Source organism: Portibacter marinus (assembly GCF_021533195.1).
GTDB lineage: Bacteria > Bacteroidota > Bacteroidia > Chitinophagales > Saprospiraceae > Portibacter > Portibacter marinus.
Genome location: NZ_JAJNKB010000007.1, coordinates 63827 through 76031, shown reverse-complemented (window position 1 = coordinate 76031; position 12205 = coordinate 63827). Strand labels below are relative to the sequence as shown.

The window sequence follows — 12205 nt, the reverse complement described above, 5'->3', positions numbered from 1 at the left end:
ATCAAACTTTTTTAACCGGAACTTTTACTATGAAATACCCATTTTCAACCAAGATTGATAAAGGTCTCTTAAACAACAATCTACTCCTCTCATCTAAATTACTAAGTCCGATTCCATAGTCTGAATGGCTTCTTTTTACGCTCATATTATTCTTGACTATGATGTAGCCCTTTTCAAGGTTTATGTTCACTTTCAAAGGTTTTTGATCTGAGAACTCATTGTGCTTGACTGCATTTTCAATCAACAGTTGCAGACAATTGGGCAAAACCAGATATTGATCAATTTCAAGAAGGTCGTGATTCAAATACATAGCATCATCATATCGAACCTTCAACATGGCAAAGTAATCTTGTGCAAACTGTAACTCTTCTACAAGCAATACCAAATCTCGATCTCTGTTTTGGAGAATGTAACGATAGACATCTGATAATTTTTGATTAAAAATCTTAGCTTTTTTAGAATTTATGTCAATGAAATAGGACAGAGTATTCAAAGAGTTGAATATAAAATGAGGATCTATCTGTGTTTTCAAACCTTGCAGCTCAGCCTCAGCGCGAGCCACTTCTAATCTTGCGTTCGCTAGCTTTTCTGATTCTGCTTCCTTGACAAGAAATACTGTCTCATATACATGTACTATGAATACAACACAAATAAGTATGATCGCAGTAGCCAACCAGATTTTTGACCATTCTGGTGCAACATTGGCAAATAGTCTATACCAAAAGCTCAGGAGTAAAACACTGATAGGAACAGTGTAAAAAGGAACGACTAAAAGCAGGGCTCCTATTTTCTGTAATGGTTTATTAAACCAATCGAAATAGTTTCTCAAAGTAAAAAGCAGGAACCGATTGCCTTCCCATACGATGTAAGCGATTCCTATCGTGTAAAGAAAGCTCAGTTTAAAATTCCATGAGCCGACATCTAATGTATCCACCATATTAGTGATCCAGGGAATGGCGATACCAAAAAAAGGAATTAAAACCAGTCTAAACCCTATATCATTTAAGCCGCCCTTAAGGTTAGCATTAGTTGGAGAATTGCGATAACTGTCTGATTTCACATTCGTATTCAGTAACGATTTCTCCTTGTTCGTCCGCAATTTTTCCTGCTTTGTCCACTTTAAATTTGAAGTGTACATGATCATGATTAGTTTAGACTTGAATTTACAACTTTTTTAAACGTAGCTTTTACAAGCTTGAAAAATCAATAAATCATGGATCCTTCTACAATCAATTGGTGGGCAATTCTGGTGGCTGGGATATCTGCCTTCGTACTTGGTGGAGTATGGTACTCTCCTGCACTTTTCGGGAAGGCATGGATGAAAGAAAACAAACTTACCGAAGAAGATATTAAAGGCGGTAATGCTTCAAAAATTTATGGTTGGGCCTTCGTGATTTCACTTATCATGTCTGCCAATCTCGGTATGTTTTTAGGTGATTCACCGGAGGCCTGTATAGGTGAATGTGCCCAACGAACGGATGTTACCTGGGGTACAATAGCCGGGTTTCTAGCCGGAATATGGGCATTTGCAGCTATAGCTATTGTGGCACTGTTTGAACAGAAAAGTGCTAAGTATATCTTTATAAATGGTGGTTATGTTCTGATTGCTTTAATGCTCATGGGTGCCATTATTGGAATTTGGCGGTAAAATGCTATTGAGTTTTTGATTATTTTCACCAAATGAAGAAAATAATAGCATTCTCCCTACTTTCCTTTTTAATCATTGCAGATAGTTTTGGACAATCATCTGCTGGGTATAATGAACTTGTGAACCTTTTCAAAGACTGGCGCTCTTTTGAAGATCCTCCCAAATACGAAGGAGCACCTGATTATAGAAAAGCAACTTTTGCCGAAAGGCAGAATGAATTTGTAGCCCTTCGACAACGATTGGAAAAAATGGATACGGTGGGATGGGCTGTTCCAGCAAAAGCAGATTGGACTTTGATCTGGGCGGAAATGAATGGATATGCGTTCAATCAAGATGTACTTAAACCATGGGAACGAGATCCAGCATTTTATAAGGTGATTTGGACTTCCAGGAGTGATGTGCCTGCTCATGAAGGCCCTACTAATCATGCAGCATTAGATATATGGCAATATGAGTTTCCGCTTACAGGCAAGCAGCGTGATAAATTTCTGACCCAACTCCAGGTCATTCCTGCATTCTATAAACAGGCCCGGACGAATTTGACAGGGAACGCACGAGATTTATGGATTGCGGGGATAAGGGACATTTCACGGCAAGTTTCAGATCTTGATCAAATTTTTAAAATGCCAGGGATCGATGGTGATCTGATGGTCATTAAAGCTTTGAATGAGGCAAAGGTCGCGACAAATGATCTGGCTGAGTGGCTAGAGAAACAGTCATCTTCAAAAACAGGACCTTCTGGAATAGGAAAAGAAAATTACACCTGGTACATGCAAAACGTCCATCTCGTTCCACTTACGTGGGAGGATGAGGTCATGATTCTTGAGCGTGAGCTAGCCCGCGCCTGGTCGAGTCTTAAACTTGAAGAACATCGAAATCGGAATCTGCCATCACTGCAACCCGCAGATTCTCCAGAGTCTTATGATAAAATGGCTGATCAAGCGGCAAAAAGCTTACTGAAGTTTCTGGAAGAGGACGAAATAGTTTCCGTCAAAGATTATTTTGAACCTGCACTTCGCGCTCATCTGGGAGGTTTTGTTCCAGAAAAGACCAGAAATTTTTTCTGGATTACAGCACATCTTGATCCTCGTCCTTTGTATTCCCACTTCTATCACTGGTGGGAGCTTGCCAGAATGGACAGACGGGAAAATCCGAGTCCCATCAGGCAGGAACCTCTTCTTTACAATATTTTCGATTCCAGAAATGAGGGTATGGCTACTGCTGTTGAAGAGATGTTTATGGACGCAGGACTTTATGATGATCATCCCAGATCTCGTGAAATAGTATACATCATGATCGCTCAAAGGGCTGCTCGTGGTCTGGGATCGTTGTACGCACATGCGAATGAAATGACCATGGAAGAGGCCGGAGGTGTTCATATGGAATACACTCCACGCGGATGGATGAAAACGGAAAAAGAGCTGCTTATTTTTGAACAACATCTGTATTTGAGACAACCAGGATATGGAACCAGTTACATTACCGGAAAATATCTGATCGAAAAGGCAATGATGGAATATGCAAAAATGAAGGAGGCAAATGGCGAGGAATTTGTTCTGAAAGAATTTTTTGATGAAATGAATGCCATAGGAAATATTCCTGTTGCTTTAGGTCAATGGGAATTGACCGGGAAATATGATCTTGCTAAATAATTAACTCCTCTTAACAACTTTGAGTAATGCGGAAAATACTGATCTTAGAAATATTAGTGCTTTCAATAATAGGTGTTGTGGGACAAGATAATCTCTTATTTCAAGACCTGGAATACCGATTAATAGGGCCATTTCGAGGTGGCCGAACAGTGGGTGCAGTGGGAATTCCGGATCAGCCTGGGACTTTCTTCATCGGCGTGAATAATGGAGGAGTATGGAAAACAGATGATTTTGGCAGAACCTGGAACCCAATTTTTGATGATGCACCTACAGGATCTGTGGGCGATCTTGCCGTTTCACTGAGCGATCCGGATGTGATTTATGTGGGCACAGGTGAGGGTTTACACAGGCCTGATTTATCGGTAGGAGACGGCATGTTTAAATCTATCGATGGGGGTAAAAATTGGAGTCACATCGGCCTTGATGATGTTCAACAAATCTCAAGAGTCATCATTCATCCTTCTAATTCAGATGTCGTTTATGTTGCTGGCATGGGGCATCCTTATGGTGCCAATGAAATGAGAGGTGTTTTTAAAACCACAGATGGAGGAGAAAATTGGCAAAAGGTGCTTTATATCAACGATCAGACTACTGCTATGCAAGTGGAATTCGATCCCAAAAACCCGGACATTCTTTACGCTTCCATGTGGGAGCATCAGGAAGGACCATGGGAAAATGCAAAATTTTCAGGGCCTAGTAGTGGATTGTATAAGTCTGAAGACAGCGGCAAGACCTGGCGAAAAATCGGTCATGGGCTTCCGGGAGCTGAAGAGAAATTGGGTCGAATTGGAATTGGGATTAGTCCAAGTAATCCAGATAGAATTTACGCCACAGTGGGAGCAGAGGAAAATGGAGGGCTCTATCGAAGCGAAGATGCCGGGGAAAACTGGAAGCTCGTTAGCGAAGATTACAGAGTTTATGGTAGACCCAGTGATTTCGCAGAGCTAAAAGTCCATCCGAATGACCCCGACATTGTTTTTTCAGGTAATATTGCTTCTTATAAATCGATCGATGGAGGTAAAACTTGGATGTCAATTAAAGGTGCGCCAGGTGGTGATGATTACCATAGAATATGGATTAATCCCCTTCAGCCGGACATCATGCTTTTCGCTGCAGATCAGGGAGCTACCATTACCGTAAATGGAGGGAAAACCTGGAGTTCCTGGTACAACCAACCTACTTCTCAACTTTACCACGTAAGCACGGACAATCAATTTCCTTATTGGGTATATGGAGGTCAACAAGAAAGTGGTGCCATCGGAATTGCAAGTCGGAGAAATGGTGGTCAGATTTCTTTCAGAGACTTCCAGGGTGTTGGTGCTGACGAGTATGGCTATGTCGCCCCAGATCCTAAAGATCCAGATATCATATACGGTGGCAGGGTCATCAAGTTCAATAAGAAAACGGGGCAATCTCAAAACGTTGCTCCAGAAATATTAAGGTCTGAAGACACGCGATTTCTCAGATCCATGCCGCTTTACTTTCATCCTTCAGATCAGGATCAACTGCTGTTTGGTACCAATAAGTTGTGGTCAACCAGGAATGGTGGCATGTCTTGGGAAACCATCAGTCCTGATTTGACAAGAAAAAAACCGGAAGTCCCGAAAAGTGTGGGTGAATACAACGGGCCTGAATATGAAAATATGCCACAAAGGGCAATCATCTATGCATTGGGACCATCTCCTCTCAATAAGAATATAATCTGGGCGGGCACAGATGATGGATTAGTTCATTACACGAAAGATGGCGGTAAGAATTGGGTGGATGTAACACCTGATGCAATAAGTTCATGGGATAAGATTTCTAACATAGAAGCCGGACATTTCGACGAAAAAACAGCCTTTATAGCTGTTAATGCTATTCGCAAAGACAATATGAAACCACTGATCTTTAAGACTCATGATATGGGGAAGACCTGGTCATTGATTACCAATGGAATGCATCCTATAGGTCCTGTTAATGTTGTTCGTGAAGATCCAAAACAAGCAGGATTGCTTTATGCAGGAACGGAAAGAGAGGTATATTTTTCTTCAGATGATGGAGGAAAGTGGCAGTCCTTAAAGCTCAATATGCCTGCAAGTTCGATCAGGGATCTCGTTGTTCATCAAAATGATTTGGTCATTGGCACACATGGTCGGTCGATTTGGATACTCGATGATGTGAATCCACTACGAAATCTTCTCACCGCAACATTGGCACAAAAACCCCTTTTACTTAAACCATCTATGGCTACCCGAGTCAGGGACAATATGTTTTCAGATACACCTTTGCCCCCGGAAGAACCTACCGGAACAAATCCTCCTGATGGTGCAATCATTGACTACATATTGCCAGAAAATGTCCGTGAAGTCAATATCCAAATCCTAGATCAAGATGACCAAATTGTCTATGACTTTAATCAGAATATCCAATCCGACAGATATGATTCTACCGACTTACCTCATCCCTTATATTGGATTAAGGAATCGAATCCGCTTTCAAGTAAGGCAGGCCACCACAGGGCAGTGTGGAACCTTCGCCACAATAATCCCACTTTTGCTCAAAGGACTTTTTCCATTTCTGCAGTTAAGGATAGAACAAGCAGCGGGCCAAAAGGTCCTTTTGTGCATCCCGGAATTTACAAAGTAAAATTAATGGTCGACGATCGAAGTGAAGAGAAAACAGTCGAAGTGAGAATGGATCCTCGTGTAAACATTTCAGAAGATGATCTGCAATTGCAGAGTGATCTTTCGTTAAAAACCTATAAGCTGTATGAAGAATTAAGTAACTGGAGAAATAAACTTGATAATCTTCCTGAAGGCTCTAAAAATGCAGATCAGGCCGATCGCATTGTAGGTCCAGGATTACCACGAGACGGCGATATATTATACGGAAGTATTCTGGAAACCGATTTGGAAACTGAGACGATCACCAGTCTGCAGACCAAGCTTTTATTTGTACTTCAGGTATTACAGTCGGCCGACGCCAGACCAACTGAAGCCACTGTCGAAGCCGTAAATCGCTTGGAAGAACGGTACAAAGCATTGAATAGCACATTGAATCAGATGATCAGAAACTAGCAAAAGGAACACAAGTATAATTTTTATAACATGGATTTCTCAAGCTTGTGAATGGTATTTTGTACAGTACCTTCAAGTTGATTTCCCTCCCGATCCTTCATGGAGTAAGTGATGGTCATCACGTCAACCGGACCAATATCCGGGCAGATCAAAAGAACACTTTTATTATCTCCCGATAAGGTTACGTCTGCTATCTCAAGATCTCTCCTATTATATCGATCTGAACCATAGGCCTTGGATCGTTTTAAATCCCACATTTCTATTCGAAAATTTTCTGGATCCATCGCTGAGGACTGGTCTAATTCTTGTGCAAAACTTAGCGCTACACCGTTTTCGGCTACATTTAATTCCACGGGAACATCGAGCACATCGCCGGTATATCGAATTCGGTAAAGTCCTCCGCCGCGCATCAACTGAGAAGTTCCCCAGGCGGACATACCGCATGCATAAAGATGTTGATCTTGTGGATTAAATCGTCCTCTCATCACCCCGGTTAAGAATTTGATGCCTGGTAAATCGATCACACCCCCCTGACGCATGCCTTGTACTTCTTCCTGGAGGACCAGTTGAATCTTTCCATAACCATAGGAGAAACTAAGCAGCTTACCATCCAGTGGTCCCCATTTTTTACTATCTACCCAAAGAAGCTCAGAAGGAGAACGGTCGAAATCCATGTCCACCCAAACCATAGGTTGTTCCATCCCAGTCCTACTACTATCTTTAGGAGGATTGTAACCCCACATATTACCATAAAACTTAGGTTTTCCCTCAACTTCCACCCAATTGATTCGATTCATTGGGTTCCAATAGCCTTGTTGATCAGTCACAATAAAACTACCATCTGGGTTAATACAAACTCCGTTGGCCGCACGAAAACCTGTGGCGACAATCTCCGAACGCTTGCCATCATTACTTACTTTTATTAATGTTCCATGGCGAGGAATTAAAGCTTCCCTGGCGTGCCTACCACTTTTAGCATAGTAAAGATTCCCTTCATCATCCGCTTGCAGACCCATGGTAAATTCATGAAAGTGATCACTGACTTGATGATCGTGATTAAAGCTCTCGTAGAAATCAGTTTCACCGTCACCATTTAAATCCTGCAGACGGACAATTTGATCCCGACAAGTCACGAATATTTCATCGTTTAAGACCTTAACACCCAATGGCTGAAAGAGACCGGATCCTATTCTTTGCCACTTTAAATCGGTTGATCCATCAGTCAGCCCAGTGATTTTCCAGACATCTCCATCTGTGGCACAAACGATCGCAATATTGGCATCGCTCATAAAGTCAATGCCACTGAGTTTCATTCTACATTCCCATGGATTCTCGTATGGAGGGGTCAATTCATCGATCGTAAAGGCACCTTTTTGAATACCTTCAATAATCACAGATTTTACAATTTCAGGATATTGGGCCTTCCCTCCTTTTGTGTAATTCGATAAATCTTCTGGTTCTGACGCGAGTGAGACTTCTTCCAGGATGGCTTCATCGACCTCATTGTTAGCAATAAAAAGTTGAGCTCTTCCTCCTTTAGTCTTTGATAAATCTAGCAAGGTAAATCCTCCAACTTCCTTCAGCTCTCCATCCCCTGATAATATTACTTTGGAACCAATGGGTGCTACTCTCATTTGAAGTTTTCCAGCTCCACCAGAAATATTAATTGTTCTTGTAAATATGGTCTCCTCTTTCTCTTTTACTACCCCGAAGGTTTCAAGCGCATTCGCAGAACCCACCTTATATGAAATAATCGCCTTACCTTCATAATAATACAAACCCTGGTAGTCGGCCCAAGATCTAGGTAAGGGACCAAATTGTCTACCGTCTCTTGCTGTAAACCGGGGATCTTCAAAACTTCCGTTAGCTGGATTGGCCCAACCCGGTCCAACTGGCGTTTCAAAATGTAATTTCCCAACTGTTCTTGGATAGGTTTCGTGCTCATCATTCAATAAAATTGCTTTCCAATCAATAAACCCATCACCAGTCCATCCACCGGCAACTCTCATGAGATCGTGATCAAAAATCATGAAAGCATTTCCCTTCGCTACACCACCATCGCCTTCATCCAGGCGAACAGCAATACCTTTATAGGCAAAGTTATTCTTGCTGTAATCCTCATCCGGATAGGGAGTTGGCCCTGGAGAATGAAATCTTTCCGGACCAGTAGCGCTATCCACCAGTTCATATGTATTTATGAAAAAATTACCATAATCCATGTCTTTCCAGGGATGATACGGCTTAATAGAAGGGCCTCTTTCAGATCCTTTCGGAATATTGGAAAGGTACTTTTCACCGAAAGTATAGTACTCATCTTCATTTTGTCTACGGATAAAAGCCTCTCTGATATAAGCGATCACATCATATTTCTCTTGAGGCGTCAAAGTGACTTGTGGTGGCATTGAACCGATACCTTTCGTTATGGTGACGTACATGGAATAAGGATCATTACCCGCTTTAAACGGCTCAGACCAGAATTTCAACGAAAGGGGAATGGATCCTTCCATGTCCGGCAATCCATGGCAATTAATGCAATTGTTATTATAAACGCGTTCTCCGCGTACAAGATAATCCCTGCTAAACGCTCTGATCATTCCAGCATGATCAATATCTTTTTCATAAGCATTTATGTCTGAATCGGAAATAAGATAGTTGATTTCTGACCGATCGATTGGTACATATTGATCAACAAATCTATAAGCATTAAAGCTTTCAAAACCTCTTTTAGATTCAAAATTACCATTTAAAGAGTCTTTTTGATATAAACCAGTAAATGTGACATCTCGATTCCACTTCTTGAAATGTCCTGTAATCACACTATCAGTCAGCTTAACGTCTTTCATTTCCACTTCACCTAAATCAAAAGTGTATAAATTGATATGGTATTGATCTCCGGTTTTAGAAATCATTAGCCGACCATTTTCATTGGCGCTGCTGTACTCCCATCTTCCGGTAATATCCTTTTCGTCTGATTGGCATTGAAGGAATAAAAATGTACATAAAACTGATAATGTGAGGAGATTACTGTTTGATGCCATGTAATAAGTATTGAAGTATTGAAAAGATTCTGTTACAAAATAGAAATTAATACCAACGTTACCTCAATTCAATCCTGGCAATACAAATTATTGTTATTGGAAAATAAGTGTCTTTCGACGATATGGGTTTCTACCTTTTTAACGATTTCCGTTGAATATTACATTCGGAATTCAATTGATCTCGAGTAGGCATTTAAAAGAGGGGTATTATAATGATATTAATACATTATGGTCTGTAACAGACTGAACATATTGCAATAATTCAAGCCTATCTATTGTTGCCTTGAACTACTGTCCTTATGCTTTATTAAAATGAATTCCTGAAACTTTACTGCCCTCGTAGTAGATAAATACCCTGTACGTACCGCTCTCAGTGTTCATACTACCTACCGAATACTCACTGGTCTTGTCCTTGTTACTCCCTTTGTGCTTAAACTTGGAATCCTTTGGCTTCACTTTAGAAAAAAATGCATCTAGTTTTTTAACTGCACCTGCTTTAGAGTAAAAATCCTGGTCTGTGCCAATGCAAATTTCGATGTCATTTGCAAAAGACTGGCTAAGGGTCTGAGCATCAGAATTGCCTATCGCAGTAAAAATCTCAGCTTGTCCAAAGGTAAAATGAGCAATTAAAATAAATATGGTGGTTGAGAAGATTCTCATAATTTCTTGCATTTGCTGTTATTAACGCATTGAAAGTAATTCTTAGTTCATTTTTCACAACTGAGTGTCCTTGAATGAAATATTATTAAGTAATTTTGCCCCCTAATTTACAGATATGGCGACAAAGAAGTCAATGCTGATCATACTTGATGGATGGGGACATGGTAAAGATCCCAAAGTTAGCGCAATTGCTCAGGCGCAAACACCTTTTATTGATTCACTTTACAATGACTATCCCAATGCTGAATTAATAACTTTTGGTATGCAGGTGGGACTTCCGGATGGACAAATGGGAAATTCAGAAGTTGGTCATTTGAACATCGGAGCTGGAAGAGTCGTTTATCAGGACTTCACAAGGATCAATAAAGCCATTCAAGAAGGAAGTTTTGAGCAAAACGAAGTGTTGGTTCAGGCTTTAAAAAAGGCCAGTCAAAAACATCAAAAAGTTCATTTGATGGGTTTGGTCTCAGATGGCGGGGTTCATTCCCATATTAATCATCTGAAAGCACTTATAGAGGCCACTGATAAGAAGGGTCTCCGTCAGGTTTATATTCATGCATACTTAGATGGTCGGGATACTGATCCTAAATCGGGAAAGAAGTTCCTAGAAGACTTAATAGTATTCACCGAAGATAAGAATGCTAAATTGGCTTCGATTATCGGTAGATACTATGCAATGGACAGAGATAATCGCTGGGAAAGGACGAAAAAGGCATATGATTTATTGGTCCATGGAATTTCTGAAATCACTACAGATAAACCATTAGAAGCCATTCAACAAGCATATGACAACGATGTTACTGATGAGTTCATGCAGGCGATAAAAGTGGAGGATATGCAAATTTCTGATGGCGATCTGGTCATCTTTTTTAACTACAGAACCGATAGGCCTCGCCAACTGACTGAAGTCCTGACACAGAGAGATCACGAAGAACCTGAAATGTTCAAATTAAATCTCGACTTCGTTACCATGACCACCTATGATGCAAGTTTTGAAGGTCTCGATGTTATGTATACTAAAGACAATCTAAAGAATACCATGGGAGAGGTGATTTCTAATGCTGGATTATCACAGGTTAGGATCGCTGAAACGGAGAAGTATCCTCATGTCACTTTTTTCTTCAGTGGAGGCAGAGAGGATGAATTTAGAGGAGAGCGAAGGATATTGGTCAAATCACCCAATGTGGCCACCTACGACCTTCAACCTGAAATGAGTGCAGAGGAGGTCAAGTCAAAAATCGTAACAGACATACATCAAAATGAGCCAGATTTTATTTGCCTGAATTTTGCCAATACGGACATGGTAGGCCATACAGGAGATTTTGAAGCAGCTAAAGAGGCAGCAACAAAGGTAGATGATTGTGTTAAGCAAATTGCTGAAGCTGCACTGCCTTTAGGTTATGAAATACTAATTATTGCTGATCACGGAAACTCTGATATAATGATCAATGAGGACGGTTCCCCTAACACTGCGCATACAGTCAATATGGTACCCATCTTCTATTTGAGTGAAGCGGGTCGAACCAAAACCATCCAGGATGGTAAATTAGCTGATGTAGCTCCTACACTTTTAAGCTTGATGGGTTTAGAAAGACCACAAGAGATGACGGGAGAAATTCTGGTAACATGAGGTACGGTCTTTACATCATCTGTCTGATATTCTTAACAAGTTGTGCCACCCAGGAATCTGCAACCAAAGGTGTTGGATACTTCGATTTAGAAACCTACATCAAGGACTTATCTGAAGAGGTTAAAAATCAGCAGAATGTTCGAAAAACAGTCACACTGAATGGAGTGACAGAAACGAAAAACATCGGCACATATACCATCACACCTGAGCTCAATATGATGAATAAATACAACATCAATAAGCCGGCACTTGCAGGAAAATATGAAGAAAACAAACAAGGTAGTCAAACCGTTTATACAGCGAAGGAAGATGATCTGATTACCCGAAAACTAACAGTAGAAACAAAGAACAACGAAGTCACACGAATTGAAATTGATGGTTTGCAAAAAACGATATTATCAGAAAGCAAACAGACCATTGTTTTCGTTCCAAAAGCATCATTCCTATTGAAGTCCGAAGACCTAAATAGATTCACAAAAGATATCACGAAAGAGGTACTGATTGAATATTAAAAACTA

General features: G+C 40.7%; 8 protein-coding genes. 5 read left to right on the top strand and 3 right to left on the bottom strand.

Annotation, left to right across the window (positions count from 1 at the left end):
• Position 1 precedes the first annotated feature (1 nt).
• On the bottom strand, positions 2–1138 hold the full coding sequence (locus L2567_RS15410) for a sensor histidine kinase (protein ID WP_235298697.1): 1137 nt from the start codon (positions 1136–1138) through the stop codon (positions 2–4).
• Positions 1139–1213: 75 nt separating this feature from the next.
• On the opposite strand from L2567_RS15410, the gene L2567_RS15405 reads away from it, so the two are divergent.
• The 3 genes from L2567_RS15405 to L2567_RS15395 are packed head-to-tail and all read left to right on the top strand — an operon-like array spanning position 1214 to position 6359.
• Positions 1214–1648, top strand: a complete 435-nt coding sequence (locus L2567_RS15405) for a DUF1761 domain-containing protein (RefSeq protein ID WP_235298696.1) — start codon at positions 1214–1216, stop codon at positions 1646–1648.
• Between the two features lie 32 nt (positions 1649–1680).
• Positions 1681–3300 carry a DUF885 domain-containing protein gene (locus L2567_RS15400; protein WP_235298695.1) on the top strand — a complete coding sequence of 540 codons (1620 nt, stop codon included), beginning with the start codon at positions 1681–1683 and terminating at the stop codon, positions 3298–3300.
• Between the two features lie 26 nt (positions 3301–3326).
• Positions 3327–6359, top strand: coding sequence for a WD40/YVTN/BNR-like repeat-containing protein (locus tag L2567_RS15395; protein WP_235298694.1), 3033 nt, complete (start codon positions 3327–3329; stop codon positions 6357–6359).
• A 23-nt stretch (positions 6360–6382) separates the two neighbouring features.
• Here the strand turns inward: L2567_RS15395 and L2567_RS15390 are convergent, their stop codons facing one another.
• The gene (locus L2567_RS15390) at positions 6383–9397 is read right to left on the bottom strand and encodes a DUF6797 domain-containing protein (RefSeq protein WP_235298693.1); all 3015 of its coding nucleotides are present in this window, start codon (positions 9395–9397) and stop codon (positions 6383–6385) included.
• Positions 9398–9694: 297 nt separating this feature from the next.
• Positions 9695–10057 carry a DUF4783 domain-containing protein gene (locus L2567_RS15385; protein WP_235298692.1) on the bottom strand — a complete coding sequence of 121 codons (363 nt, stop codon included), beginning with the start codon at positions 10055–10057 and terminating at the stop codon, positions 9695–9697.
• 115 nt (positions 10058–10172) lie between these two features.
• Between L2567_RS15385 and gpmI the strand changes: the two genes are divergently transcribed.
• The gene (gene gpmI, locus L2567_RS15380; RefSeq protein ID WP_235298691.1) at positions 10173–11687 is read left to right on the top strand and encodes a 2,3-bisphosphoglycerate-independent phosphoglycerate mutase; all 1515 of its coding nucleotides are present in this window, start codon (positions 10173–10175) and stop codon (positions 11685–11687) included.
• The gene (locus tag L2567_RS15375; RefSeq protein ID WP_235298690.1) at positions 11684–12199 is read left to right on the top strand and encodes a hypothetical protein; all 516 of its coding nucleotides are present in this window, start codon (positions 11684–11686) and stop codon (positions 12197–12199) included. The genes gpmI and L2567_RS15375 overlap by 4 nt, the downstream gene beginning before the upstream one ends.
• Positions 12200–12205 lie beyond the last annotated feature (6 nt).